19 protein-coding genes are annotated in these 25,978 nt (G+C 71.1%); 12 read left to right on the forward strand and 7 right to left on the reverse strand.

Annotation, left to right across the window (positions count from 1 at the left end; all coding sequences use genetic code 11):
* Nucleotides 1-813: 813 nt before the first annotated feature.
* The 5 genes from hppD to ACFFXY_RS10910 all read left to right on the forward strand — a co-directional run bounded on the left by hppD (nucleotide 814) and on the right by ACFFXY_RS10910 (nucleotide 6,376).
* The gene (gene hppD, locus ACFFXY_RS10890) at nucleotides 814-2,019 is read left to right on the forward strand and encodes a 4-hydroxyphenylpyruvate dioxygenase (RefSeq protein WP_382349636.1); all 1,206 of its coding nucleotides are present in this window, start codon (nucleotides 814-816) and stop codon (nucleotides 2,017-2,019) included.
* A gap of 19 nt (nucleotides 2,020-2,038) precedes the next feature.
* Nucleotides 2,039-3,235: a homogentisate 1,2-dioxygenase gene (locus tag ACFFXY_RS10895; protein WP_382349639.1), complete on the forward strand. Its 1,197-nt coding sequence runs from the start codon at nucleotides 2,039-2,041 to the stop codon at nucleotides 3,233-3,235.
* Nucleotides 3,202-4,122, forward strand: coding sequence for a hypothetical protein (locus ACFFXY_RS10900; protein WP_382349642.1), 921 nt, complete (start codon nucleotides 3,202-3,204; stop codon nucleotides 4,120-4,122). Before ACFFXY_RS10895 ends, ACFFXY_RS10900 begins: the two co-directional genes overlap by 34 nt.
* A complete protein-coding gene (fahA, locus tag ACFFXY_RS10905) occupies nucleotides 4,119-5,291 on the forward strand; it encodes a fumarylacetoacetase (RefSeq protein ID WP_382349645.1) in 1,173 nt (390 codons plus the stop codon). The genes ACFFXY_RS10900 and fahA overlap by 4 nt, the downstream gene beginning before the upstream one ends.
* Before the next feature lie 95 nt (nucleotides 5,292-5,386).
* On the forward strand, nucleotides 5,387-6,376 hold the full coding sequence (locus tag ACFFXY_RS10910) for a LacI family DNA-binding transcriptional regulator (RefSeq protein ID WP_382349648.1): 990 nt from the start codon (nucleotides 5,387-5,389) through the stop codon (nucleotides 6,374-6,376).
* 65 nt (nucleotides 6,377-6,441) lie between these two features.
* Here the strand turns inward: ACFFXY_RS10910 and ACFFXY_RS10915 are convergent, their stop codons facing one another.
* The 5 genes from ACFFXY_RS10915 to ACFFXY_RS10935 all read right to left on the reverse strand — a co-directional run bounded on the left by ACFFXY_RS10915 (nucleotide 6,442) and on the right by ACFFXY_RS10935 (nucleotide 13,216).
* Nucleotides 6,442-8,853, reverse strand: coding sequence for an RICIN domain-containing protein (locus tag ACFFXY_RS10915; RefSeq protein WP_382349651.1), 2,412 nt, complete (start codon nucleotides 8,851-8,853; stop codon nucleotides 6,442-6,444).
* A 31-nt stretch (nucleotides 8,854-8,884) separates the two neighbouring features.
* Entirely contained in the window at nucleotides 8,885-10,120 is a 1,236-nt protein-coding gene (locus ACFFXY_RS10920; protein WP_382349654.1) for a mandelate racemase/muconate lactonizing enzyme family protein, read from the reverse strand.
* A gap of 1 nt (nucleotide 10,121) precedes the next feature.
* A complete protein-coding gene (locus ACFFXY_RS10925; protein ID WP_382349657.1) occupies nucleotides 10,122-10,949 on the reverse strand; it encodes a carbohydrate ABC transporter permease in 828 nt (275 codons plus the stop codon).
* The gene (locus ACFFXY_RS10930) at nucleotides 10,949-11,779 is read right to left on the reverse strand and encodes a carbohydrate ABC transporter permease (RefSeq protein WP_382350618.1); all 831 of its coding nucleotides are present in this window, start codon (nucleotides 11,777-11,779) and stop codon (nucleotides 10,949-10,951) included. The genes ACFFXY_RS10925 and ACFFXY_RS10930 overlap by 1 nt, the downstream gene beginning before the upstream one ends.
* Nucleotides 11,780-11,947: 168 nt before the next feature.
* The gene (locus tag ACFFXY_RS10935; protein WP_382349660.1) at nucleotides 11,948-13,216 is read right to left on the reverse strand and encodes an ABC transporter substrate-binding protein; all 1,269 of its coding nucleotides are present in this window, start codon (nucleotides 13,214-13,216) and stop codon (nucleotides 11,948-11,950) included.
* Nucleotides 13,217-13,366: 150 nt separating this feature from the next.
* On the opposite strand from ACFFXY_RS10935, the gene ACFFXY_RS10940 reads away from it, so the two are divergent.
* Both ACFFXY_RS10940 and ACFFXY_RS10945 read left to right on the forward strand, forming a co-directional pair.
* The gene (locus tag ACFFXY_RS10940) at nucleotides 13,367-14,131 is read left to right on the forward strand and encodes a FadR/GntR family transcriptional regulator (protein ID WP_382349662.1); all 765 of its coding nucleotides are present in this window, start codon (nucleotides 13,367-13,369) and stop codon (nucleotides 14,129-14,131) included.
* A 234-nt stretch (nucleotides 14,132-14,365) separates the two neighbouring features.
* On the forward strand, nucleotides 14,366-15,679 hold the full coding sequence (locus ACFFXY_RS10945) for a ricin-type beta-trefoil lectin domain protein (RefSeq protein WP_382349665.1): 1,314 nt from the start codon (nucleotides 14,366-14,368) through the stop codon (nucleotides 15,677-15,679).
* A 76-nt stretch (nucleotides 15,680-15,755) separates the two neighbouring features.
* On the opposite strand, the gene ACFFXY_RS10950 is transcribed toward ACFFXY_RS10945, so the two are convergent.
* Entirely contained in the window at nucleotides 15,756-17,156 is a 1,401-nt protein-coding gene (locus tag ACFFXY_RS10950; RefSeq protein ID WP_382349667.1) for a glycoside hydrolase family 43 protein, read from the reverse strand.
* Between the two features lie 415 nt (nucleotides 17,157-17,571).
* Between ACFFXY_RS10950 and ACFFXY_RS10955 the strand changes: the two genes are divergently transcribed.
* The 5 genes from ACFFXY_RS10955 to ACFFXY_RS10975 all read left to right on the forward strand — a co-directional run bounded on the left by ACFFXY_RS10955 (nucleotide 17,572) and on the right by ACFFXY_RS10975 (nucleotide 24,643).
* A complete protein-coding gene (locus ACFFXY_RS10955) occupies nucleotides 17,572-18,522 on the forward strand; it encodes an ABC transporter permease (RefSeq protein WP_382349670.1) in 951 nt (316 codons plus the stop codon).
* Between the two features lie 14 nt (nucleotides 18,523-18,536).
* Entirely contained in the window at nucleotides 18,537-19,484 is a 948-nt protein-coding gene (locus ACFFXY_RS10960) for a carbohydrate ABC transporter permease (protein ID WP_382349672.1), read from the forward strand.
* A 54-nt stretch (nucleotides 19,485-19,538) separates the two neighbouring features.
* Nucleotides 19,539-21,197 (forward strand): type 2 periplasmic-binding domain-containing protein, encoded by a 1,659-nt coding sequence (locus ACFFXY_RS10965; protein ID WP_382349675.1) that lies wholly within the window; start codon nucleotides 19,539-19,541, stop codon nucleotides 21,195-21,197.
* An 85-nt stretch (nucleotides 21,198-21,282) separates the two neighbouring features.
* Nucleotides 21,283-23,706 carry a glycoside hydrolase family 2 protein gene (locus ACFFXY_RS10970; protein ID WP_382349677.1) on the forward strand — a complete coding sequence of 808 codons (2,424 nt, stop codon included), beginning with the start codon at nucleotides 21,283-21,285 and terminating at the stop codon, nucleotides 23,704-23,706.
* Nucleotides 23,696-24,643 (forward strand): glycoside hydrolase family 43 protein, encoded by a 948-nt coding sequence (locus tag ACFFXY_RS10975; RefSeq protein ID WP_382349680.1) that lies wholly within the window; start codon nucleotides 23,696-23,698, stop codon nucleotides 24,641-24,643. Before ACFFXY_RS10970 ends, ACFFXY_RS10975 begins: the two co-directional genes overlap by 11 nt.
* A gap of 25 nt (nucleotides 24,644-24,668) precedes the next feature.
* On the opposite strand, the gene ACFFXY_RS10980 is transcribed toward ACFFXY_RS10975, so the two are convergent.
* Nucleotides 24,669-25,970 (reverse strand): L-fuconate dehydratase, encoded by a 1,302-nt coding sequence (locus ACFFXY_RS10980; RefSeq protein WP_382349683.1) that lies wholly within the window; start codon nucleotides 25,968-25,970, stop codon nucleotides 24,669-24,671.
* Nucleotides 25,971-25,978: the final 8 nt, after the last annotated feature.

The following is a 25,978-nucleotide window of genomic DNA, read 5'->3' on the forward strand; positions in this document are numbered from 1 at the left end:
CCGTTCCGGTACCGCCGCGGGATGTAGTTCTGGGACTTGAGCGAGGCGGTGGACACCTGGATGTGCCGCATGTCGGACGCGGGCGTCGCCAGGTCGTAGATCCAGATCTTCCCGCTGTCGCCGCGCATGTGGTAGATCATGCAGTGGTTGTCGTAGGAGTTGACGACGTCGCCGGGCTTGAGCTCGCTCCACTCGATCTTGGCCGCGATGTCGGGGATGCTCCTGGTGCTGTGGCCCGGCGTGGAGGTGTGCCAGGCCATGGAGACGAAGCCCGAGCAGTCCTGCCGGTACGTGTGGGTGCCTTCGATGTCGCTGGCCCGGCTGGCGGCGTTGTACTGGATGTTGCGGGTGAACCAGTTGCGGGCCCGGGTCATCACCTCGTCGCGGGTGACGATGCCCCGGTACGCCGCGTTCGCGGGGCTGCCGACGGCGATCACGGGGATGGCGGCGGCGGGCGCGACGACGGCGGCCTGGAGCAGGCGCCGCCGCGAGAGCAGCGGTCGTTCGGTCATGTGCTCCTCCTTCGAGGGAAGGCCGACCAGGGGGGTCCGGTCGGCGTGACCTCCATCCTTCGTGGACCCGGCCCCCGGGTCGAGGCGGAACGGGGGCGAGAAGGCGGCGGGGTGGCGACGTGCGCCCGCGCTCCGGCGGCGCGAACCTTCGCCGCTGGACAACTTGTACAGCGGATCGCCCGAAACGCTGGCATGAGATGGGCACAAGCGCCAATCGAAACCGTCACTATTGTCAACGGTTCCCCGATGGGGTGTGCTGTGCGTCGAATCGAAACCCCGATGCGACGCGCAGGAGGCCCCCATGAGCATCGACCAGACGCTGACCAGCCAGGAACGCCTGGCCGATCTCGACCTCGACCAGCTCCGCCAGCTCGTCGGCCTGGTCGAGTACGACGCCGCGGCCGACCCGTTCCCGGTCACCGGCTGGGACGCCGTCGTGTGGTCGGTCGGCAACGCGACCCAGGCCGCGCTGTTCTACCAGGCCGTCTTCGGGATGGAACTCGTCGCCTACTCCGGGCCCGAGACCGGCAACCGCGACCACCAGGCGTACGTGCTGCGCTCGGGCGCGGTGCGCTTCGTGCTCAAGGGCGGCGTGGACCCCGCGAGCGCCCTGCTCGACCACCACCGCCGCCACGGCGACGGCGTCGTGGACGTGGCGCTCGAAGTGCCCGACGTGGACGCCTGCATCGCGCACGCGACGGCCCAGGGCGCGGTCGTCCTCGAAGCGCCCCATGACGTCTCGGACGAGCACGGCACCGTGCGCACCGCCGCGATCGCCACCTACGGCGAGACCCGCCACACCCTCGTGGACCGCTCGAAGTACGACGGCCCCTACCTGCCCGGCTACGTCGCCCGCACCTCCGGGTACACGCGGCCCGAAGGGGAGCCGAAGCGGATCTTCCAGGCCCTGGACCACGTCGTCGGCAACGTCGAGCTCGGCGCGATGAACCAGTGGGTCGACTTCTACAACCGGATCATGGGCTTCACCAACATGGCCGAGTTCGTGGGCGAGGACATCGCCACCGAGTACTCGGCGCTGATGAGCAAGGTCGTCGCCAGCGGCAACCGGCGCGTCAAGTTCCCCCTCAACGAGCCCGCGCTCGGCAAGAAGAAGTCGCAGATCGACGAGTACCTGGAGTTCTACGAGAGCCCCGGCGTCCAGCACCTCGCGCTCGCCACCAACGACATCATCCGCACCGTGGACCTCCTGCGCGCCAAGGGCGTCCAGTTCCTGGCGACGCCCGACTCCTACTACGAGGACCCGGCGCTGCGCGCCCGCATCGGCGAGGTCCGCGTGCCGATCGAGGAGCTCCAGTCCCGCGGCATCCTCGTCGACCGCGACGAGGACGGCTACCTGCTCCAGATCTTCACCAAGCCGCTCGGCGACCGCCCCACGGTCTTCTTCGAGTTCATCGAGCGGCACGGCTCGCTCGGGTTCGGCATCGGCAACTTCAAGGCGCTGTTCGAGGCCATCGAGCGCGAGCAGGCCAAGCGCGGCAACTTCTAGCCCCCCGGAGGCGAACACCATGGCGTACTACCGCAGCGTGGGCAGCGTGCCGCCGAAGCGGCACACCCAGCACCGCACCCCCGCGGGCGGCCTCTACCGCGAGGAGCTCATGGGGGAAGAGGGGTTCTCCTCGGACTCCTCGCTGCTCTACCACTCCGGCATCCCCTCGGCGATCGTGGACGCCGCGCCCTGGGACGTCCCCGGGCAGGCCACCGAGGAGCACCGCCCGCTCAAGCCCCGGCACTTCAAGCTGCACGAACTCACCGACCCGGACTGGAAGGCCGCCGACGCGGTCACCGGACGCCGGCTCGTGCTCGGCAACGCGGACGTGCGGATCTCCTATGCGGTCGCCGGTGCGGCGTCGCCCCTGTACCGCAACGCGGTCGGGGACGAGTGCGTGTACGTCGAGTCCGGCTCGGCGACCGTCGAGACCGTGTTCGGGGCCCTGCCCGCGCGCCGGGGCGACTACGTCGTCATCCCGCGCGCCACCACCCACCGGTGGGTCCCGGAGGGCCCGGAGCCGCTGCGGCTGTACGCGATCGAAGCGAACTCGCACATCACCCCCGCCAAGCGGTACCTGTCGCGGTACGGGCAGCTGCTGGAGCACGCCCCGTTCTGCGAACGCGACCTCCACGGCCCCGACGAGCCGCTCATCCTCGCAGGCGAGGACGTCGAGGTGCTCGTCAAGCACCGCGGCTCGCGCGGCATCACCGGCACCCGGTACGTGTACGCCACCCACCCCTTCGACGCGGTCGGCTGGGACGGGTGCCTCTACCCGTACACCTTCAACATCGAGGACTTCGAGCCGATCACCGGCCGCGTCCACCAGCCCCCGCCCGCCCACCAGGTCTTCGAGGGCCAGAACTTCGTCATCTGCAACTTCGTGCCGCGCAAGGTGGACTACCACCCGCTCGCCGTCCCCGTCCCGTACTACCACTCCAACGTGGACTCCGACGAGGTGATGTTCTACTGCGGCGGCGACTACGAGGCCCGCAAGGGCTCAGGGATCGGGCAGGGCTCGATCAGCCTCCACCCCGGCGGGCACAGCCACGGCCCGCAGCCCGGCGCGATGGAGCGGTCGCTCGGCGCGGAGTTCTTCGACGAGCTCGCCGTCATGGTCGACACATTCCGGCCCCTCGAACTCGGCGAAGGGGCCGCGGCCAGCGAGGACCCGGGCTACGCGTGGACCTGGGCGGGCCGGGGGCCGCGCCCGTGATCCCCGCGCTGGCGGCGGGCCTCTTCGACGACGCCGCGGTCTTCCCGCCCGGGAACGCCCCGCTGGCCCTCGCGGTCCGCGCGTACGGCGCGCGGCGGCGCGTGTGGTACGCCGGGGCCGTCGGGCCCCTGGTGCTTCCGGCGGCGGCGCTGCCCCGGCTCGCGCCGCTGCTGCCCGCGGGGGAGCCGGTCCTGCCCCTCGCGGTGACGTTCCCGGACGGTCCCGCGGGCATCCCTGCGGCCCTTGGGAACGCGGCGCTGCTGCCGGTCGAGGTCCGCGCCGTCGAGGTCGCCGTGCCCGAGGGCGCGACGCCGGAGGCGTTCTTCGCGGACCTCGCCGCGGCCCTCGAAGACGCCCCCGGCCCGGAGGTGTTCGTGGAGGTGCCGCGCGACGATCGGCGCCTGCCGGTCCTCGCCGCGATCCCGCACGGGCACAAGGCGAAGTTCCGCACCGGCGGCGTCCGCGCCGGGCTGCACCCCGGCGAGGCCGAACTCGCCGAGGGGATCGCCGCGGCGGTCGCGGCCGGGCTGCCGTTCAAGGCCACCGCGGGGCTCCACCACGCGGTGCGCAACACCGACGCCGCCCACGGCTTCGAGCAGCACGGCTTCCTGAACCTGCTCCTCGCCACCGACGCTCTCCTGCACGGCGGCACCGAGACCGACGCCCGCGCGCTGCTCGCCGAACGCGACGACGAGGCCGTCGCGGACCTCACCGCCGACCTGACCGGGGCGCGGATGCGGGAGGCGCGAGCGGCGTTCACGTCGTTCGGCACGTGCAGCATCACCGAACCGCTCGACGAGCTCATCGGCCTCGGCCTCGTCGGCACCCCCGACCACACCGCCCACGACAGCTCCGCCTACAACCGCCACCTTGAGGGAACCGCATGAGCCGCATCCACATCCCGGACGGCTCGCCGTTCGGGCCCGACAACCTGCCCTACGGTGTGTTCTCCGCCGAGGGCGGTTCGCGGCGGGTCGGGGTGCGCGTCGGCGACACCGTCGCCGACCTCTCGCTCCTGCTCGACGACCCGGTGTTCGCGGCCCCGACGCTCAACCCGTTCATGGCCCAGGGGCCCCGGCGCTGGGCCGAGGCCCGCGTGCGCCTCCGCGCCGCCGTCGAGGGCACCGTCCCGAAGCACGCCCTCCACCCGCTGCGCGAAGTCCGGATGCACCTGCCGTTCGAGGTCGGCGACTATGTGGACTTCTACGCCTCCGAGCACCACGCCGCGAACCTCGGCCGCCTGTTCCGGCCCGGCCAGGAACCGCTGGCGCCCAACTGGAAGCACCTGCCCGTCGGCTACCACGGCCGATCCGGCACCGTGGTCGTCTCCGGCACCGGCGTCGTGCGCCCCTGCGGCCAGCGCAAAGCCCCCGACGAGGCCGCGCCGACCTACGGGCCGAGCCGCAGGCTCGACATCGAGGCCGAACTCGGGTTCGTCGTCGGCGCCGGGACGGCGCTGGGGGAGCGGATCGACGTGGACGACTTCGCCGAGCACGTCTTCGGCGCCGTCCTCGTCAACGACTGGTCCGCCCGCGACCTCCAGGCGTGGGAGTACGTGCCGCTCGGCCCGTTCCTCGGCAAGAGCTTCGCGACCTCGGTGTCCCCGTGGGTCGTCCCCCTCGCGGCCCTTGAGCACGCGCGCGTGCCGCTCCCCGGCCAGGTCCCCGCGCCGCTGCCGTACCTGCGCGGCGGCGAGGACTGGGGCCTCGACGTGGACCTCGCGGTCGAGTGGAACGGCGAGCAGGTCTCGCGCCCGCCCTACCGCGAGATGTACTGGTCCCCGGCGCAGATGCTCGCCCACATGACCGTCAACGGCGCCTCCACCCGCACCGGCGACCTCTTCGCCTCCGGCACGATTTCCGGCCCCGCCAAGCACCAGCGCGGCGCGTTCATCGAACTCACCTGGGGCGGCACCGAACCGGTGACCGTCAAGGGCGAAGAGCGCACCTTCCTCCTCGACGGCGACGAGGTCACGATCACCGCGACCGCCCCGGGCCCCGACGGCGCCCGCATCGGCTTCGGAGAAGTCACCGCCACGATCCTCCCGCCCCGCTAGCGCCGCGCCGGGCATCGGCCCGCCCGGTGCCCGGTGTCGCCGCGCGCGGTGGCGGTCGGTAGCGTGAAGGTTCACGAACGGTGAAGGGCGGAGCTGTGGCCAAACGGGTGACGATCCTCGACGTCGCCGCCGAAGCGGGCGTGTCGCGGCAGACCGTGACGCGCGCGATGAACGGCATGGACGACATCAGCGCGGCGACCCGGCAGCGGGTGCTGGAGGCCGCCGGGCGGCTGGGGTACCGGCCGAGCCGGTTCGCGCGGAACCTCGTGACGCGCCAGAAGACCCACGCGCTCGGGCTCACCGTGGCCTCGTTCCGCAACCCGTACTACACCGACACCGCCGCCGACATCATCGCCGCGGCCGCCGAACGCGGCTGGCAGGTCGTCATCGCCTCCGCGGAACAGCGCTCGGACGCGGCGCTCGGCCTCATCACCGAGCAGGTCGACGTCATGGTCGGGCACTTCTTCGGCGACGACGCATCGGTGCGCGAGGCCTGCCGCGGCCTGCCCGTGGTGCGTCTCGAAGCCCGCAGCTCGCTCCCGGGCGTCCACTCCGTGGAGATCGACCTCGAAGCGGGCCTTGAGGAGGCGATCGGCGCGCTGCGCGAGCGCGGCGCCCGGCGCTTCGGGATGGTCGACTCCTCGTACTCCACACTGGATGGAAATCCGTACGGGCCCTCGCCGCGGCGGGGCTGGTTCGAGCGGATCGCGGGCGGCGACCTCACCGGGGTCGCCGTGGGGGACGAGTCGATCTCCGGCGGGGGCCGCGCCTTCGCCGAGCTGATCGAGCGCTGCCCGGAGACCGACGCGGTCCTGATGTTCAACGACCTCATGGCGCTCGGCGCGGTCCAGAGCGCGCACGCGCTGGGCATCGACGTCCCCGGCCGGGTCCGCATCGTCGGGATCGACGGACTCGCGCTGGGGGAGGCGGTCGACCCGCCGCTCACCTCGATCGCGGTCGACCGGCACGGCGTGGCCTCCCACGCGCTCGACATCGTGGAGATCCTCGCCAAGGCCGACTTCGCCCGGCTCGACCCGATCCACCGCACCGTCCCCTCCAAGCTGCTCTGGCGGGCCTCGGCTTAGGGCCCGACCTGAGCACGGACCTGCGGCCCCGCGCGAAGCGCGGGGCCGCAGGCGTGCGGAACGGGTCAGGCGGTCGTCCACCGCTGGTTCTGGCCGCCGTTGCACGTCCACAGGACCACTCTGGTGCCGTTGGCGGTCGCCGCCCCCGACACGTCCAGGCACAGGCCCGACCCCGCGTTGGTGATCGTGCCGTCCGCGTGGCGGTTCCACCGCTGGTTCGACCCGCCGTGGCAGGTCCAGATGATCGCCGCGGTGCCGTTGGCCGTGCCGCCGTTCGACGCGTCCAGGCACCGCCGGCTCCCATCGGCGTACACGGTGAACTCGCCCGCGGCCGTGAAGGTCCACTGCTGGTTCGCGCCGGCCCAGCAGTCCCAGACCTGGAGCTGCGTCCCGGTCGCCGTCGACTGGTTCGGCACGTCCAGGCACCGGCCCGCGCTGACCGAGCGGAGGCCGCCGGTCGTGCTGCCGCCGCCGTCCTCCCGCGGGCCCGCGTCGGCGATGATCTGCGCCGCCGTCGCCGGGACCGAGCCCGCGCTGTACGTCGTGTTGTTGCGCACGGTGTTGCCGCGCTGGCCGTCCACCAGGCCCGTGATCGCGGAGTTGGTGGTGTAGTTCCCGGTCACGGTCATGTTCCCGGTGAGGTTGCTGTTCTGGTTGTTGGCGTGCACCCACTGGCCGTAGGTGTTGCGGAAGACGTTGCCCGTCAGCGCGAAGTACCGCGAGCCCTCGTCGAAGTACATGCCGAGCTGCCCGCTGTTCTCGCAGTAGTTCCCGCTGATCGTGCTGTTCGGGTGCGCCGACAGCGAGTAGACGCACCCGGCGTCGAACAGCTTCTGCACGACGTTGCGCACGTGGTTGCCGGTGACGTTCACGTACTGCGAGGCCGTGGGCGTCTGGTAGACCGGCTGGAAGTCGTACAGGCCGCGGGCCTGGTACTCGGGGCTGCCGCCCGGGTCGTTGGCGCCCCAGCCGAACCCGATGTTGATGCCGCTGTAGGGCATGTCCGAGACGTAGTTGTGGTCGATCGTGAGCCTGGTGGCGTAGGTCCCCAGGATCGCGGCGTGGTCGAGGTATTCGAGCGCGGTCGCGTACACGCTGTTGTCGCTGATCGTGATGTCGCTGTTGAGCATCCGCGGGTCCGACGGGTGGTGCGCGTCGGGGCGGACCCCGCCGACGACGATGCCGCCGCCCGCGCTGGCGGTGAACGTGTTGCCGGTGACGAGGATGTTCTTGGCGCCGAGGCCGACGCCGGTGCTGTGCGCGTTGGCGTCGTTGCCGATGCCGAGCCCCACGGAGCCGAGGTTGGTGAAGGTGTTGTCCGCGAAGGTGATCCCGTCGGCGGCGGAGACCTGCACGGCGGCTGGGACCTGGGCCCAGCCGTTGCGGGCGGCCTCGAAGCCGCGGCACCCGGACCGGCAGGAGGTGAACGCGTCGGAGGGCCGCTCGGCCTGGACGCCGGTGATGAACGTGCCGGTCTGCTGGTTCGCGTACCCGTTGCTGGAGCCGGGGTCGAGCCAGGAGGTGCCGGTGAACGTGAGCCCGGAGAACTCCAGGGCCTTCACCGGCGCGCTGTAGGTGCCGCCGACCTCGACGAGCGTCTCCAGGCGCGGCAGCTCCACTTTGGCCGTGGACATGCTCTGGCCCGCGAGGGGCTTGTAGTAGAGCCGCCCCGCGCCGGTGTCGAGGTACCACTCCCCGGCCTGGTCGAGGAAGCGCTTGGAGTTGAGCAGGAAGAACTGCGGGGTGCGGAACGGGTTCTGGATCGCGTCGTATCCGTACGTGTTGTTGTTCCAGGACGGCTGCTGCATGGTCACCGTGCGCCCGCTGACGCTCTGGACGGGCGCGAACCGGTTGGTGAACGAGAGCAGGGCCTGGAGTTCGATGCGCTGCTGGTTCGGCAGCGACGCGAGGTAGTCGAAGTTGCCGTTGTTGAGGGTGAACCCGGAGGCGTTGAGCGTCATGTCGGACGCGGCGATGGAGGTGCGGGCCCGCTGGGCGGGGACGCCGTCCACGTAGAGCTGGCGGGCGTCGAAGCCGGTGCCGACGTCGGCCCGGTAGATCCCGGCGGCGGCGTCGTCGAGGACCCAGCCGGTGACGGCCTGGGCGCCGGTGACGACCGGGTGCGCGCCGTCGGCGGCCTGCCAGGTCACGGTGTGGCCGTTGCGGCCCGAGTCGTCCGCGGTGAACCGCAGCGGGGCCGAGAGCCGGTAGGTGCCGTCGAGGAGGGTGACGGTGACGTCGCCGTCGCCCGCGGCGGCGGCCTGCCGGGCCTTCTCCTGGGCTTTGGTGAGGGTCTTGAGCGGCTGGCCGGAGGTCCCGGTGTTGCCGTCGTTCCCGGTGGGGGACACGTAGATGTCGTGCGCGGTCTGCGCGTGCGCCGGGGACGCGCCGGGCCCTGCGAGGGCGCCGGCGACCGCGAGGAGGAGGGCCGCCGCGAGGGCGGGGGCGCGGAGGCGCCCGGGGGGTGAATGCCGCATTGCATTCCCTTTCCTTGTGTGCGAGGCGGTGTCAGTGCTCGATGGCGGGCACCCGTCGGTCGGCGGTCGCTGCCTCGGGTTCGGCGCGCCTGGGACGGGTGGGGGATCGGTCGGAGTCGGTGGTCCGCTCGGCGGCGAGCAGGCGCAGGCCGGCGCGCTCGGGCCGCACGCCCGGCCCGGCTGGGTCGGCCGGGGCCGGGGTGCGGTCGAGCGCCTCGATGGCCTCGGTGAAGACCGTCAGGCCGAGGCCGGGGGAGTCGCCGAGGACGAACGCGCCGTCCTCGATGTCGAGGTCGGCGGCGATGCCGACGGGCGGGCGCAGGTCCTGGAGCTCGGAGACGAGGTGGTTGGGCACGGCGGTCGCGGCGTGCAGCAGCCCGACGGGGATGTTCCCGATGGGGCTGACGGGGAGGTCGTGCGCGTGGGCGAGGGCCGCGGTCCGCAGGAAGTGGGTGACGCCGCCGACGGCCGCGGTCTGGACGACGTCGAGGGCCCCGGCCGCCAGGAGCGGCCGGAACTGCTCCAGGCCGGTGAGGTTCTCGCCGCTCGCCACGGCCGCGCGCACGCCCCGCTGGACCACGGCCAGGCCCTCGGCGTCCCAGCGCCGCACGGGCTCCTCGACCCACGCGAGGTCGAGGGTCCGTTCGAGCTCGCGGACGTGGCGCACGGCCTCCTTGCGCGACCACGTCTCGTTCGCGTCGAGCATGAGGCGCGGGCGGGCGCCCCCGGCGTCGGCGAGCACGTCCCGCACGAGCGCGAGCCGCCGCCGGTCGTCCTCGACGTCCAAGCCGCCCTTGAGCTTCGCGGACCGCAGGCCCCGCTCGGCGTAGAGGCCGTAGGCCGCCGCCAGCTCCTCGTCGCCGAGGCCGATGTCCAGGCCCGACGCGTACGCGGGGACGGTCCGGTCGCGCCCGCCGAGGAGCCGCCACAGCGGCTCGCCTGCGGCCCGCGCCTTGATGTCCCACAGGGCCGTGTCGAGCGCGCCGATCGTCCCGAACACGGCCCCGGCGTGCCCGGCCTTGAAGGCGCGGCGCAGCATCCGGTCGTACAGCGCGCTGACGCCCCGCGGGTCCTCGCCCTCGATCGCCGCGAAGACGCCCTCGATCCCCGCGTGCGAGCCCAGGCCCACGCCGGTGACGCCCTCGTCGGTGTCCACGAGGACCACCGGGAGCGTGGTGACGCCGTCCGCGAAGACGCCGTTGGCGTCCCCGACCGGGCGCGCCCACTCCTGGATCGTCGTCAGCGTGCGGTAACCGGTGATCCGCATGTCATCCCTTCGTGGAGCCGGCGGTGACGCCGGAGGCGATCTGGCGCTGGAAGAACAGGTAGAGCACGAGCACGGGCACGGCGGCGATGAGCACGCCGCCCGCGAACGTGGGGATGTCCGCCGAGTACTGGCCGCGCAGGGCGGTCACGCCGACCATGAGGGTCCGGTGCTCGGCCGAGGGCATCAGGAGCAGCGCGATGAGCACGTCGTTCCAGCAGAACAGGGCGTCGAGGATGCCCACCGACAGGAGCGCGGGCCGCCCCAGCGGGAGCATGATCCGCCCGTACACGCCGTACACGGAGTTCCCGTCGATGCGGGCCGCGTCGATGATCTCGGCGGGGATGCCGCTGTAGTAGCTGGTCATGAGGAACACCGTGAACGGCAGGAACTGCGCGGTGTACGCGAGGATCAGCCCCGGGTAGGTGTCCACGAGCCCGGCCTGGCCGAGGGTCCGCGCGAGCGGCACCATGATGACCTGGAACGGGATGAACAGCGCCGCGAGGCAACCCAGGAACAGCACCCGGGAGCCGCGGAACTTCAACTGGCTCAGCGCGAACCCGGCCATGGAGCCGACCAGGAGCAGGAGCGCCACGGCGCCGGTGACGACGACGAGCGAGTTGACCAGGTAGCGGCCCATGTCGGCGCTGGACCAGGCGGTGGCGAACGCGTCCCAGCGCAGGCCCTCGGCGGGGGCGAAGCGGTCGAGCACGTACTCGTGCCTGGTCTTCATGGCGACGTTCGCGGTGAACACCAGCGGGTAGACGGTGGCGATCGCCAAGGCGGCCATGGGGATCGCGGCGAGCCAGCGCCCTGCGCGCAGCGGGGTCATCAGTCCTCCCTCCCGGACCTGCGGAGGATCGCGAGCTGGAGCATCCCGACGACGAGCATCACGCCGAACAGGACGGTCGAGGCCGCGGAGGCGAGCGCGGGGCGGCTCATCTGGCCCTGCTGGAACCAGATGTAGTACTCCGGCAGGTAGGTCGAGCCCTCCGGGCCGCCGCCGGTCATGACGTAGAGCAGGCCGAACATCGAGGTGAGCATCCCGATCATGGTGGTGACGACGACGAACTGGATGGTGCGCGACAGGCCCGGGACGACGACGTGGCGGATCACCTTCGGCAGCGAGGCCCCGTCGACGCGCGCCGCGTCGATGAGCGAGGAGTCCAGGGTGGCGAACCCGGCGAGGAACACGACCAGGCCCATGCCGAAGGTCGCCCAGATGTGGACGCCGACGACGGCGTACATGGCGACGTCCGGGTCGCCGAGCCAGTCGACGGGCCCGAGCCCGACCGCGCCGAGGAGCGAGTTCGCCGGGCCGTCGAAGGCGAGCAGGAGGTTGAAGATCGCGCCGATGATGACCGGCGACAGGACCGCGGGGAAGAAGTAGACGCTCCGGTAGACCCGGTGGCCGGGCACCTTCAGGTAGATGAAGGTGGCGAGGAGCCCGGGGACGGCCACGGCCACGGGCAGCAGCAGCACGAGCAGGCCGACGTTGCGCAGGGACGCGGTGAACAGCGGGTCGTCGAAGAGGGCCGCGTAGTTGTCGAGCCCCACGTTCTGGCCGTTGCGGTCGCCGTCGCCGGTGAACGAGAAGTTCACGCCCAGTGCCAAGGGGTACAGGCGGAGTCCGGCGATGATGAGGACCGCGGGCGCGACCAGGACGTACGGGGCGAGGCGGTCGGCGCGGGGGAATCGCTCGTTCTTCCCGCGCCGGCGCCCCGTCGCCGTCCGGACGGCCGCGTGTGCAGTCGCCCCGGCCGTCCCGACCACGGCGGGTCCGGTCGGGGGCGGCGGGTGTCCGGTCGGCAGGTCTTTCGCGGTCACGGCCTATGCCGCCCCGTCGCTCTCGGCGAGCTGCGCGAGCGCGTCGTCCACGGTGACCGACCCGCTCAGGAGCTGCTGCGAGAGGCGGCCCATGAGCTCCAGGGTCTCGGCGGACAGCGCCACGTGCAGTGCGGGCTTCCCGGTGGGGATCTGGCCGACGATCGCGGCGGCGGCCGGGCCGGACCCGGAGGCGTCGATGGTGGTGTCGGAGGCGATCGCGCCCGCGTCGGCGTAGAACGCCTCCAGCGCGGCGGTGGAGGTGAGGGACCTGACGAGGTCGGCGGCGAGCGCGGGGTCGGCGGTCCACTCGGCGACGCCGTACCCGATGCCGCCGTCGTAGGGCAGGACCGGCGCGGCCCCCGACGTCGCCAGCGGGGCCGGCATGACGCCGACGTTCTCCGCGCCGATGAACTCCCCGAACTCCTTCCAGTGGCCCACATCGGACATGAGGCCGACGACGTGGGCGGCCTCGCCGGAGTCGAAGAGCGCGAACTCGTCGTTGAACATGGCCGTGGAGTTGACGCCGTCGTTGTTGAGCCCGGCCGTCTCGGCCTCGACCCACAGCTCGAAGACGCGCTTGACGCCCGGGGAGGTCCAGTCGCGGTCCCCGGCGGTCCAGGCGTCGTACTCCTCGGGGGTCAGGACGCCCGGGCCCAGGCCCGAGAGGAAGAACTGGATGCCGTAGCCCTCCTTGTTGCCCATGGCGAAGCAGGTCGCGCCGGTGGCGTCCTCGATCTGCGCGCAGTCGGCGAGGAACTCCTCCCAGGTGGCGGCGGGGGCCTCGGGGTCGAGCCCGGCCTCCTCGTAGAGGGCCTTGTTGTAGTAGAGCGGGTGGCCTTGCAGGGTCACCGGCGCGGCGTAGACGTGCCCGCCGTCGGAGAACGCCTCCCATCCGGCGAGGCGCTCGGTGTCCTCGGCGACGTACTCGTCGAGGGGCAGGAGCGCGTCGGTGCGGTCGCGGAGCTGGCCGCCGCCGTTGAACAGCATGACGTCGGGGCCCTCGCCGGCCTGGATCGCCGTGCCCAGCAGGTTGTAGTACTGGTCGAAGGGCTGGGCCACGAACTCGACCTCGACGTCGGGGTGGGTCGTCGCGAAGTCGGCCTCGGCGGCCTCGATGTAGGACTTCGCGGTCTCGTCGCCGGACTTCCAGTCCCAGACCACGAGTGTCCCGTCGCCGCCTCCTCCCGAGGCGTCGGGGTCGGCGGCGCTGCCGCATCCGTACAGTGCCAGCGGCGCGACCAGGGCGGTCGTCCACAGTGCTCGTCGCTTCATCGCAGATCACTCTCCGTGGGGGTGGCCGGGGGGTCCGGCCCGCAGGGTCGCCTGTAAACGTAACTTGTATGACGTCTTACGTCAATGGAGTGACGTATACTGATGCCCGGACCGCGCCCGACCGGCGCGGCGGCGGCGCTCGGAGGACCCATGACGACAACGCAGCGGCCCGACGAGCCCTCGCCCCCGGCCTGGTCGCGGCGGCCCGTCAGCCTCGCGAAGGCCGTCACCGCGGAGCTGGTGCAGCGCATCGTCCGCGGCGACTACCGCTCCGGCGCGGCCCTCCCCGCCGAGCACGCCCTGTGCGACGCGTTCTCGGTGAGCCGCACCGTGGTCCGCGAGGCCGTGAAGGTCCTCCAGGAGAAGGGCCTCGTGCAGATCCGGCAGGGCTCGGGCACGCAGGTGCTGCCGCCGACCTCCTGGAACATGCTCGACGAGATGGTGCTCGCCGCGACCATCGAGGAGGACGGGACCCTCGGGGTCCTCGACGACCTCGTCGTCACCCGCCGCCTCCTGGAGTCCGACATGGCGAACGTGGCCGCGCGGACCGCCGACCGCGACGCCCTCGACCGCATGCGGGAGCTCGTGGACGAGATGGACCTCCTGGTGGACGACCCGGAGTCCTACCACGAGCACGACCGGGCCTTCCACGACACCGTCATGCGCGCCTCGGGCAACCGCATCGCCCGCGCCGTCGTCCGCTCCCTGGAGAGCCAGGTCATCAACACCTCCAGCTACATGGGACGGACGGACCGGTCCCTGTGCGAGGCCTCCAACCGCGGGCACCGCAGCATCTTCGAGCGGATCGCGGCCCGCGACGCCGAGGGGGCCGCCGACGCGATGTACGCCCACATCTCCGACGCCTGGCTGGTCCGGCGCGGCGACGAGGGCGACCCCGACCGCCTCGCGCGCTGATCCGAGGCACAGAGATCTGATGAATCGACCCGGATCTCCGGGACATTCAGCCGATATCATCTGGAACGCAACAGGTCTTGACCTCATACATCCAATCTATATAGACTTATGTCGATATTCAAGGCATCACGCGGCCCGATCCCGCGCCGACTGGGAGCGATTCCAGACGGCCCCGGCCGCGCCTCCGCACGGACCTCTCACGCGATGCCGATCGACCACAAGGAGTCTCAACCGATGTCCAGACTCAGATCCGCGCTCGCGTGCCTCGCGGCCGCGGCCGTCCTGGCGCTCACGGGAGTCGCGACGGCCCAGGCCGCCGACGCCCCCGACGCCGCCGCGGCCCCGGACCTCACCGCCGCCGCCAGCTCCGGCTGCGGCAAGGCCCCGACGCTCAACAGCGGCACCCACACCATCCAGAGCAGCGGCCAGAACCGGTCCTTCATCCTGAAGGTCCCCAGCGGCTACGACAACACCAGGCCCTACAAGCTCATCTTCGGCAACCACTGGTGGGGCGGCACCGCCAACGACGTCGCCTCCGGCGGCTCCGACGGCGCCGTCTACGCCCACTACGGCCTCGACCAGCTCGCCGGGGGCTCGGCGATCTTCGTGGCCCCCCAGGGCCTCGACAACGCCTGGGCCAACCCCAACGGCCGCGACGTCACGTTCTTCGACGACATGATCCAGCGGATCGAGAACGACCTCTGCGTCGACCAGTCGCAGCGGTTCTCCCTCGGCTTCAGCTACGGCGGCGCGATCAGCTACGCGCTGGCGTGCGCCCGCCCGGACGTGTTCCGCGCGGTCATCGCGATCGCCGTGCCCGGCCCCGTCAGCGGATGCAGCGGCGGCACCGGCTCGGTGGCGTACTTCGGCATCCAGGGCGTCACCGACAGCATGCCGAACGCCCGCGCGATGCGGGACCGCTTCGTCGCCAACAACGGCTGCGCCTCGCTCAGCCCGCAGGAGCCGGCCGCGGGCAGCGGCAGGCACATCACCACGTCCTACTCGTGCCGCGCGGGCGAACCGGTCCAGTGGGCCGCGTTCGACGGCGGGCACCAGCAGGGCCCGGTGGACGGCTGCACCGGCTGCGAGAGCGGGGCCCGCAGCTGGGTCAAGAACGAGGTCTGGACGTTCATCAGCCAGTTCGGGTCCACGCCGCCGGCCGACACCGACCAGGTCCGCAACAGCGGCGCGAACCGCTGCCTCGACGTCTCGGCCCAGTCCACCGCCAACGGCGCGACCACCCAGCTGTGGGACTGCCACAACGGCGCGAACCAGCAGTGGACCCGCACCTCCTCGAAGCAGCTGACCGTATACGGCGGCAAGTGCCTCGACGCCGAGGGCGCCGCCACCGCCCCCGGCACGCGGGCGATCATCTGGGACTGCCACGGCGGCGCGAACCAGCAGTGGAACGTGAACGCCGACGGCACCGTCACCGGTGTCGCGTCGGGGCTGTGCCTGGCGACCGTGAACGGCGGCACCGCGAACGGCACCGGCGTGGTCCTGGCGGCCTGCAACGGATCGGCGAGCCAGAAGTGGTCCTTCGCCTGACCGACGGCCCGGCGCGTCCTCGGCGCCGGGCATGACGGGACGGGCCTCCCGCGCGCGGGAGGCCCGTCCTCCGCCGCTAAGCGGCGGTGAAACGCCACCAGTCCGCATTGAACAGGTAGCCGCTGCCGCCGGTGAACTTCAGGTACAGGTCCTGCGTCCCGCTCGCGCCGCTGACGGGGCACGAGACGTTCGTCCAGGTCTGCCAGCCGCCGGTCCCTCCGACGGTGCAGGTGCCCACGAGCGTCCCGTTCGCGCCGCCGAGCCGCAGCTCGATCCGGCCCCCCGAGGTCGCCGAGGCGACGCGCGCGGTGAACGAGCCCGCGCCCGAGCCGAACGCGGCGCCTTTGACCTTGATCCAGTCGCCGTTCTCGATCCACCCGACGTTCATGCCGCCCTCGGAGGCCCGCTCGGTCTCCACGCCGCTCGCCCACGCGATCGTCTCGGCCTCCTGGCGCACATAGGGATTGAGGGTCCCCGCCTGCGGCGCCCCGGTCGAGGTCATGTTGATGAGCGGGATCGTGCCGTCCGCGTTGTACGTGAACTTCTCCACGGCCACCGAGCGGGTGAAGCCGCCGCCGCCCGGCAGGGCCCCGTTGTGGTAGAAGAAGTACGAGCTCCCCTTGAAGTCGATGACCCCGGCGTGGTTGGTGAAGCTCGACCCCTGCGTCGGCATGACCGTCCCCCGGTAGGTCCACGGCCCGGTCGGGCTCGGAGCCGTGGAGTAGGCGATGAACTCCGAGCAGCACTGGGCCGCGAACACGTTGTAGTACAGCGAGCCGCGCTTGTAGACCCACGGCCCCTCCTCGTAGAGCGTGGGCCGCGAGGTCCCGCCGGGCCGCGCCCCGAAGCCCGCGGTGGTGAGCGGGATGGCGGTGACGCCCCCGGAGTACGAGGTCATGTCGGCGTTGAGCCTCACGTACCACAGGTTCGGGTTGCCCCAGTACAGGTACGCCTGCCCGTCGGTGTCGATGAAGACCGTCGGGTCGATCTCGCCGTTCTCCACCAGCGGCCGCCCGATCGTGTCGCGGAAGGGGCCGGTGGGGCTGTCGGCGACGGCCACGCCGATCGCCATCCTGCCGGTGGCGTCGTTGACGACCGGCACGTACCAGTAGAACTTGCCGTTGCGCTCGACCGCCTGCCCGGCCCAGGCGTCCTGCCGGGCCCAGCTGAACGTGTCGATGCTCAGCGGGGAGCCGTGGTCGGTCCAGTTGACCATGTCGTCGGAGGACCAGACCCGCCACTCCTTCATGGTGAACCAGGTCGAGCCGTCCTCGTCGTGCCCGGTGTAGAGGTAGACGCGGCCGTTGTGGACCAGCGGCGCGGGGTCGGCGGTGTAGATGGTCTGGACGATCGGGTTGTCGGCCTGTACCGGGGAGGGCGACGGTTCGGCGGCCGGGCTCAGCGCGGCGGCCGCGAGCGCGAAGGCGATCGCCAGGGCCGGGAGCCGCCGCCGTCTCGGCGTGGTTGCGGTGGTCATGGGGGGAGCCTCTCCGGGCGCGTCGGCGCGCCCTGGTCGGTGGGGGAAGCGGGCGTCGCCGAAACGTTCGAGGATTTCGACGAACGTTAGCGAGCCTGGGTTCAGGGTAGCGATGAGCGTCTTATATGTAAATAGGTCGATGTAATCGCGTATCGCGATATGGGATTGAAAGATCGGACCTTTACGCTCGATATACGAGGAGTGATGGGACGAATCCGTCGCAGATCCAGCTCTTGTGCCGGATCGTGCGTGTCACTAGAGTAAAGATCTGATCTTTTCGAGGTCCATGTATTGACGCCCCTGAGTGCTCCAGTTACCGTGAACATTCACGGAAACCGGATCGCAAAGGAGCGGGCGTGAGTGCAATGACCGGGAGGCGCCGCCGTGCGGCGCCGACGACGAAGGCGGCGGCGCGGTGACCGCGGCGGTCCAGGCGCGCAGCGCCACCGCCCGCGAGCGCCGACGGCGCACCCGCAGGCGCAACCTCAAGCGGCACTGGCAGCTCTACGTGCTGCTGATCCTGCCCGTCGCGTACTTCGTCATCTTCCAGTACATCCCCATGGCGAACAACGTGATCGCGTTCAAGGACTACAACGTGGTCGACGGGATCTGGGGCAGCCCCTGGGCGGGCTTCGCGCACTTCGAGCGGTTCTTCGCCAACCCCGTCGCCTGGGACCTCATCCGCAACACGCTCATGCTGAGCCTCTACGGGTTCCTCGCCGGGTTCCCCGTCCCGATCATCCTCGCCCTGGCCCTCAACGAGGTGCGGGCGCGCTTCTTCAAGCGCACCGTCCAGATGGTCACCTACGCCCCGCACTTCATCTCGACGGTCATCGTCGTCTCGATGCTCATCCTGATCTTCTCGCCCCGGATCGGCTTCATGGCCGACGTGCTCGGCTTCTTCGGCGTCTCCCACAATCTGCTCGCCGACCCCGACGCGTTCCGCTCGGTTTACGTGTGGAGCGACGTCTGGCAGACCGCCGGGTACTCCGCGATCATCTACATGGCCGCGCTGGCGGGCATCGACCCGAGCCTCTACGAGGCCGCGCGCCTCGACGGGGCCAGCCGCCTGCGCAAGATCTGGCACGTCGACCTGCCGGGCATCGCGCCCACGGTCGTCGTGGTGATGATCCTCAGCGTCGGCTCGATCATGGCGATCGGCTTCGAGAAGGCGTTCCTCCTCCAGAACCCGCTCAACCTCTCGCAGTCCGAGATCATCGCGACCTACACGTACAAGATCGGCCTCCTCAGCGCCGACTTCAGCCTCGCGACCGCGATCGGGCTGTTCAACTCCGTCATCAACCTCATCCTCCTGCTGGCCGTCAACACCGTCTCCAAGCGCGTGACCGGCAACGGGCTGTGGTGAAGGGAGCGCCTGCAATGACCCTCACGACCGAACGCCGCGCCGAGCCCGAGGCCGAACCCCGGAAACCCAAGCGCCGCAAGTCCACCCAGGTCCAGGACACCCGCGTCGACCGCGTCTTCATGGTCGGCGTCTACATCCTCTTGGGCACGTTCCTGCTGGTGGTCCTCGTCCCGCTCGCCAACATCCTCGCGAGCTCCTTCTCCAGCCCGGCGGCCGTGGCCGGCGGGCGGGTGTTCCTGTGGCCGGTCGACTTCTCCCTCGTCGGGTACGAAGCGGTGCTGAGCAACAAGGCCATCCTCACCGGGTTCGGCAACTCGGTGTTCTACGCCGTGGTGGGCACGGTCGTCAGCGTCTCCCTCACGGTGATGATCGCCTACCCGCTCTCGCGCGCCGAACTCGTGGGCCGCAAGGTCCTCATCGGCGGCGTCCTGTTCACGATGCTGTTCAGCGGCGGGCTCATCCCCACCTACATGGTCGTGCGGGCCCTCGGCCTGCTCGACACCCGCTGGGCGATCATCCTCCCGACCGCGATCGCCGCCTGGCAGGTGCTCATCGCGATGACGTTCTTCCGCTCCTCGATCCCGGGGGAGCTGTACGAGGCGGCCCAGCTCGACGGCGCCTCGGACCTGCGGTTCCTGTGGTCGGTCGTGCTGCCGCTGTCGAAGCCGCTGCTCGCGGTCATCGCGCTCATGTACGGCATCGGCCAGTGGAACTCGTACTTCAGCGCCCTCATCTACCTGCGCAGCGAGGACCTCTACCCGCTGCAACTGGTGCTGCGCGAACTCCTGATCGTCAACAACAGCGGCGGATCGAACCTCGCCGACCAGCTCGCGGCCCAGCAGATGGCCGACCTGATGAAGTTCTCGCTCATCGTGGTCTCCACCGTGCCGGTCCTGCTCGTCTACCCGTTCGTGGCCCGGCACTTCACGAAGGGCGTGATGCTCGGCTCCGTCAAGGGCTGACCCGCGCCGCACCTCCTCACCCGTCAACTCCTCATTTTCGAAAGGCAGTCAACGATGACCACCAGATTCGCCCGAGCGGCAGCGGCGGGAGCGGCACTCGCCGTGGCCGCCAGTGCCTTCGCCGCGTGCTCCTCGAAGCCGGAGACCACTCCGGACGACGTGATCACCATCTTCGCCCCCCAGAACGCGGGGGAGGGGCAGGACCTTGAGGACAACGCGTTCACGAAGGTGATCGAAGAGCAGTTCGACGTGGACCTCCAGTTCGAGACCACCACCTGGGACGGGAACTCGGCCGCCGAGAAGCGGCAGATCTCCCTCGCCAGCGGCGACTACCCCGACGCGTACATGCTCATCCCGTGGGTCGACCAGTTCAGCAGCGAGGAGCTGGTGAAACTCGGCAGCCAGGGCGTGATCGTGCCCCTCGACGACCTCATCGGCGAGGACACCCCGAACCTCACCGCCGCGTTCGAGAAGGAGCCCGGCTTCAAGGAGCTGGCGACCTCCCCCGACGGGAAGATCTGGGGCATGCCCGCCTGGAACGACTGCTACCACTGCTCCTACCCCTCGAAGCTGTGGATGAACACCGAATGGCTCGACACGCTCGGCCTGGAGCAGCCCACCACCCCCGACGAGCTGCGGACGGTGCTTGAGGCCTTCAAGACCCAGGACCCCAACGGCAACGGCCAGGCCGACGAGATCCCGCTGTCCGCGGCGGGCGGCGCCTCGCTCCTCGCCTACCTGATGAACCCGTACGTCTACACCCCCGAGATGTACGCGAACGCCGAGGGCACCACCCCGGCGACGCTCGGCACCTCGGACGGGAAGGTCACCCTCCAGGCGACCCGCCCCGAATGGCGCGAGGCGATCTCCTACGTGACCTCCCTGTACGCGGACGGCCTCATCGACGAGGGCGCCTTCACGCAGAACGGCGAGGCGCTCACCGCGAAGGGCAACAGCGCCGACGGCGTGATCCTCGGATCGGTCGCCGTCATGCACCCCTGGTTCGTCAACAGCGACTTGGAGGACGGGCGCTACACGCAGTACGACGCGGTCGCCCCGCTGACCGGACCGGCCGGCGACGACGCGTTCTGGAGCGCGGGCGGCGCCGGCGCCGCACCGGGCGCGACGTTCGTGATCACGAACCGCTCCAGCGAGGCCAAGCAGCAGAAGCTCATGCAGATCCTCGACTTCATGGTCTCCTACGAGGGCCACCTCCAGGCCGAGTTCGGCGTCGAGGGCACCAACTGGGTGCGCCCCGAGGAAGGCGACGTGGCGCTCGACGAGACGCTGGAGCCGAACTTCGAGGTCCTCCCGCAGCCCGGCGGCGAGGCGTTCACGAACTCCTGGGGCCCGATCGCGCAGTTCTTCAGCGACGCGGAGTTCCGCAACAGCCAGGTCACCGCGACCGACGTCTACACGCCCGAAGGCTACGAGCGCCGCCTCTTCGAGGCCACCACGCTCTACGAGGGCCACGAGTCCGACGACCTGTTCCCCTACTGGGAGGTCGGCGTCACGGGCGAGACCGCGACGGAGCTCGCGCCGATCCAGACGAACATCGAGAACTTCGTGGTCCAGGCCAGCGCCGAGTTCGTCACCGGCGTCCGCGACATCTCCAGCGACGACGACTGGGCCGAGTTCCAGCAGAACCTCACCGACCTCGGCGCCGACCGGTACGTCGAGATCTACCAGGAGGCGTGGGACGCCCAGCGGTAGGGCCGCGGCGTTCCGCGGCGGGCCGCCGCAGGGTCAAGACGAAGCGGCGGCCCGCCACCCCCACCAACATCACCGAAAGGCGACCATGATCCGCGAGCAGCGATACGTCAACGACGGCTGGAAGTTCGACTTCGGGGAGCACCCCGGCGCCGAGACCGCGCCGCCGGACCCGCAGTGGTACGACGTGGGCCTCCCGCACTCCTTCGAGCAGCCCGACTACCGCGCGTACCGCATCTACGTCGGGCACGGCTGCTACCGCCGCACCCTCGACGTCGAGGAGTCCTGGCTCGGCTCGTGGATCGCCCTGGAGTTCCTCGGCGTCTTCCAGGTCTGCGAGGTCTTCGTCAACGGCCGCTCCGTCGGCCGCCACGAAGGCGGCTACACGCCGTTCACCGTCGACCTCTCCGACGCGGTCACGGCGGGCCCGAACGACGTGTTCGTGCGCGTCGACAACATCTGGAACCCCCGCCTCGCCCCCCGCGGCGGCGACTACAGCTTCGCTGGCGGCGTCTACCGCGACGTCAGCCTCCTCGTCGCCGACCGGGTCCGCATCGACTGGCACGGCATCGGCGTCACCACCCCCGAAGCCAGCCGCGAACGCGCCACCGTGACCGCCGCGATCGAAGTCGTCAACGACGAGCCGCACCCGGTCGACGTCAGCGTCGCCGCCGTGATCGCCGACCCGGCGCGCGCCGCCACGACCCTGCCCGCCGTCCGCCGCACGATCCCGGCCCGCTCCCGCGCCGTGGTCGAACTCGAAGGGGCCCTGACGAATCCGCTCCTGTGGCACCCCGACCACCCGCACCTGTACGACCTCACCGCGACGGTCTCCGTGGACGGGCAGGCCCGCGACACCCAGTCCACGGCCTTCGGCGTGCGCTGGTTCGAGTTCACCGCCGACCGCGGCTTCTTCCTCAACGGCGAGCACCTCGACCTCCACGGCGCCAACGTCCACCAGAACCGCGGCGGCTGGGGCGACGCGGGCACCCGCGCCTCGATCCGCCGCGACGTCGCCATGATCAAGGAGCTGGGGATGAACATCATCCGCGGCTCCCACTACCCCCACCATCCTTACTTCGCAGAGGAATGCGACCGGCAGGGCGTCCTGTTCTGGTCCGAGCTCCACTTCTGGGGCATCGGCGGCGAGGACGTCGAAGGCTACTGGTTCGCCAGCGCCTACCCCGTCCGCGAAGCGGACGAGCCCGAGTTCGAGGAGAGCCTGCGCCGGGCCCTGCGCGAGATGATCCGCACCCAGCGCAACCACCCGAGCATCGTCACCTGGAGCATCGGCAACGAGGCGTTCTTCACCGCCGACCGCGTCATCGACAAGGCCAAGGCCCTCACCGTCGAACTCGTGGCCCTCTCCAAGGAACTGGACCCGACCCGGCCCGCCGCCGTGGGCGGCGCCCAGCGCAAGGGTTTCGACGTGCTCGGCGACATCGCCGGGTACAACGGCGACGGCGCGGAGCTCTACCACGACCCCGGCTTTCCCAGCCTCGTCACCGAGTACCACGGCGTCATGGGCAACGGCCCCGGCGAGTACGAGGTGAAGTGGGAGCACGGCGTCGAGGTCGACTACCCGTGGCGCGTGGGGAAGATCTTCTGGTGCGGGTTCCACTACAAGACCGTGGCGCCCGGCGCGGGCCTCCAGGGCCTCGCCGACTACTTCCGGCGGCCCAAGCGCGCCTACTACTGGTACCGGGAGCTGCTGCGCGGCATCGCCCCGCCCGCGTTCCCACAGCCCGGCACGGCCGCCGCGATCCAGCTGCGCGCCGACACCGAGACCATCCCCACCGACGGCACCGGCGACGCGCGCATCGAAGTCGAACTCGTCAACGCGCACGGCGTCCGCGTCGCCGACGACCGCGTCATCGAGCTCACCGTCGAAGGCGGCGGCGTGTTCCCCTCCGGGCCGCGCTTCACGCTCTCCCCGGAGGACCACTCCGTCTGGGACGGCGCCGGGGCGATCGAGATGCGCTCGTACCTCCCTGGGCCGCAGCGCATCCGCGCCGAGGTCGAAGGGCTCCCGCCCGCCGAGATCGTCCTCACCGCGACGGGGCCCATTGTGGCGAACGCCGACCGGGAGCGGCGCTGGCCGCCTCCCGCGCCGTCGCTGTTCGAGCCGCCGTCGGTGCCCCGCTTCATGTCGGTGGCGGCGTACCGGCCCGTCAAGACCAGCAGCACCGCGCCGGGCCACCTGGGCGGCAGCGCGACCGAGCCGGGCGGCGCGTCGTGGCGCGCGGCCGGGGACGCGCCGGGGGAGTGGATCGCCGCGAGCCTGGAGTTCCCGTACCGGATCGACCGGGTGGAGATCGACTTCGCCGACGTCCCGGACCGTCCGTGGACCCTGGAGGCGGCCGAGGACGGCCGGGCCTTCGCGGTCGTGCACCGCGCCGAGGCAGGCCGCGAACGCTCCGTGCGCGTCGATTTCGAGCCGCGCACGGCCCTGGCCGTGCGGGTATCGTTCCCGGAGCGTCCCATCGGCATCGAGGAGATCCGTGTCCACTGAGTACTCGGGCTACCTGTACGCCCACTTCAAACGCGAGGACTTCGACGGCGAGCAGATCCACTTCGCGCTGAGCGAGGGGAACGACCCGCTGCACTTCGACGACTTGAACGGCGGCGCGCCGGTCCTGCGCTCGGCGCTCGGCGAGGGCGGCGTCCGCGACCCGCACATCGTGCGGTCCCCGGAAGGCGACCGGTTCTTCATGGTCGCCACCGACCTCCGGGTCTTCCAGCGCACCGACTGGGACGTGATGCAGCGCCATGGGAGCCGCTCGATCGTGGTGTGGGAGTCCGCCGACCTCGTGGACTGGGGCGAGCCCCGGCTCGTGGAGGTCGCCCCGCCCGAGGCCGGGAACACCTGGGCGCCCGAGTCGGTCTGGGACCCCGAGCAGGACGCCTACCTCGTCCACTGGTCCTCGACGCTCTACGGCACCGCCGCACGCGAGGGCGAGAGCTACAACCGGATCATGTGCGCGACCACCCGCGACTTCCGGGAGTTCTCCGAGCCCCGCGTGTGGATCGACCGCGGCTGGCACACGATCGACGCCACCGTCATCGCGCACGAGGGCCTGCACTACCGGTTCCTCAAGGACGAGCGCAGCCGCACCTCCGGTGTGCCGCACGGGAAGACGATCTTCTCCGAGACCGCCGCGTCCCTGACGGCCGCCGAGTGGACCCCGCTCGCCGAGGGCATCGGCCTGGGGCCGATCATCCGCGGCGAAGGGCCCCTGGTGTACCGGTCGAACACCGAGGACAAGTGGTACCTGTGGATCGACGAGTTCACGCCCGAGCGCCGTTACGTCCCGTTCGAGACGACGGACCTCGCGGGCGGCGAGTGGCAGCCGTGCACGGACTTCCGGCTCCCGCCGGACCCCTGCCACGGCGTGGTCCTCCCGGTCACCGCCGAGGAGCACGCGCGGCTCAAGGCCGCCTGGGCCTGAGCCGCGCGATCTTGGGCCCGCCGGGTCAGCGGCGGGCCCAGTACTCCCCGTCGGGGTACGCGAACTCGGCGACCGACGCGTCGTGCATCTGCGCCGAGTACCCGGGCCGCGACGGCAGCACGTAGTTGCCGTGCTCCACGATGCACGGGTCGGTGAAGTGCTCGTGCAGGTGGTCCACGTACTCGGTGACGCGGTCCTCAAGGGACGCCGAGACGGCGACGTAGTCGAACACAGACAGGTGCTGCACCAGCTCGCACAGGCCCACGCCGCCCGCGTGCGGGCAGACCGGCACGCCGAACTTCGCGGCCAGCAGGTACACGGCGATGATCTCGTTCACCGAGGCGAGCCGCGCGGAGTCGAGCTGGAGGTAGTCGATCGCCTCGGCCTGGAGGAGCTGCTTGAACAGCACCCGGTTCATGCCGTGCTCGCCGGTGGCGACGCCGATCGGGGCCACGGCGCGGCGCACGGCCGCGTGGCCCAGCACGTCGTCGGGGCTGGTGGGCTCCTCGATCCAGTGCGGCTTGAACTCGGCGAGCGCGTTCACCCACTCGACGGCCTCGGGCACGTCCCAGACCTGGTTGGCGTCGATCATGAGCTTGGCGTCCCAGCCGACGACCTCGCGGGCGATGCGCAGGCGCCGCCGGTCCTCTTCCAGGTTCGCGCCGACTTTGAGCTTGACGTGCCGGTACCCGGAGTCCACGGCCTCCTGGAGGAGCCTGCGGAGCTTGTCGTCGCTGTAGCCGAGCCAGCCGGCGCTGGTGGTGTAGCACGGGTAGCCGCCGCGGGCCTCCAGCTCGGCGACGCGGGCGGCGCGGGTCGGCTCCTGGTCGCGCAGGATCGCCAGGGCCTCGTCGCGGGTGAGCGCGTCGGAGAGGTACCGCAAGTCGGCGGCGTCCACGAGCTGCTCGGGGGTCATGTCGGTGAGCAGGCGCCACAGGGGCTTGCCCGCCTCGCGCGCGGCGAGGTCCCAGACGGCGTTCATGACCGCGGCGAGCGCGATGTGGACGACGCCCTTCTCCGGTCCGAGCCAGCGCATCTGCGAGTCCGACTGGAACTCGCGGTAGAGCGCGCCCGGGTCCCCGGCCACGGTGCGCACGTCGCGGCCGATGAGCCTGACGGCCCACTGGAGCGCGGCGGCGGTGACGAGGTCGTTCCCGCGCCCGATCGTGAACGTGAAGCCGTAGCCGGACAGGCCGGGGTCGTCGGTCCGCACGACGATGTAGGCGGCGGAGTAGTCGCCGTCCTTGTTCATCGCGTCGGAGCCGTCGAGGGTCGAGGAGGTGGGGAATCGGATGTCGTGTGCTTCGACGGACTCGATGACGGGCACGGGGTCTC

The sequence above is a fragment of the Glycomyces mayteni genome (genome assembly GCF_042428885.1).
Lineage (GTDB): Bacteria > Actinomycetota > Actinomycetes > Mycobacteriales > Micromonosporaceae > Glycomyces > Glycomyces mayteni.

What these genes read in the sequence shown, in the direction of transcription:
- hppD (WP_382349636.1), top strand. Translation starts at nt 814, where the DNA reads ATGAGCATCGACCAGACGCTGACCAGCCAGGAACGCCTGGCCGATCTC.
- ACFFXY_RS10895 (WP_382349639.1), top strand. Translation starts at nt 2,039, where the DNA reads ATGGCGTACTACCGCAGCGTGGGCAGCGTGCCGCCGAAGCGGCACACC.
- fahA (WP_382349645.1), top strand. Translation starts at nt 4,119, where the DNA reads ATGAGCCGCATCCACATCCCGGACGGCTCGCCGTTCGGGCCCGACAAC.
- ACFFXY_RS10915 (WP_382349651.1), bottom strand. Translation starts at nt 8,853, where the DNA reads ATGCGGCATTCACCCCCCGGGCGCCTCCGCGCCCCCGCCCTCGCGGCG.
- ACFFXY_RS10920 (WP_382349654.1), bottom strand. Translation starts at nt 10,120, where the DNA reads ATGCGGATCACCGGTTACCGCACGCTGACGACGATCCAGGAGTGGGCG.
- ACFFXY_RS10925 (WP_382349657.1), bottom strand. Translation starts at nt 10,949, where the DNA reads ATGACCCCGCTGCGCGCAGGGCGCTGGCTCGCCGCGATCCCCATGGCC.
- ACFFXY_RS10935 (WP_382349660.1), bottom strand. Translation starts at nt 13,216, where the DNA reads ATGAAGCGACGAGCACTGTGGACGACCGCCCTGGTCGCGCCGCTGGCA.
- ACFFXY_RS10940 (WP_382349662.1), top strand. Translation starts at nt 13,367, where the DNA reads ATGACGACAACGCAGCGGCCCGACGAGCCCTCGCCCCCGGCCTGGTCG.
- ACFFXY_RS10945 (WP_382349665.1), top strand. Translation starts at nt 14,366, where the DNA reads ATGTCCAGACTCAGATCCGCGCTCGCGTGCCTCGCGGCCGCGGCCGTC.
- ACFFXY_RS10950 (WP_382349667.1), bottom strand. Translation starts at nt 17,156, where the DNA reads ATGACCACCGCAACCACGCCGAGACGGCGGCGGCTCCCGGCCCTGGCG.
- ACFFXY_RS10960 (WP_382349672.1), top strand. Translation starts at nt 18,537, where the DNA reads ATGACCCTCACGACCGAACGCCGCGCCGAGCCCGAGGCCGAACCCCGG.
- ACFFXY_RS10965 (WP_382349675.1), top strand. Translation starts at nt 19,539, where the DNA reads ATGACCACCAGATTCGCCCGAGCGGCAGCGGCGGGAGCGGCACTCGCC.
- ACFFXY_RS10970 (WP_382349677.1), top strand. Translation starts at nt 21,283, where the DNA reads ATGATCCGCGAGCAGCGATACGTCAACGACGGCTGGAAGTTCGACTTC.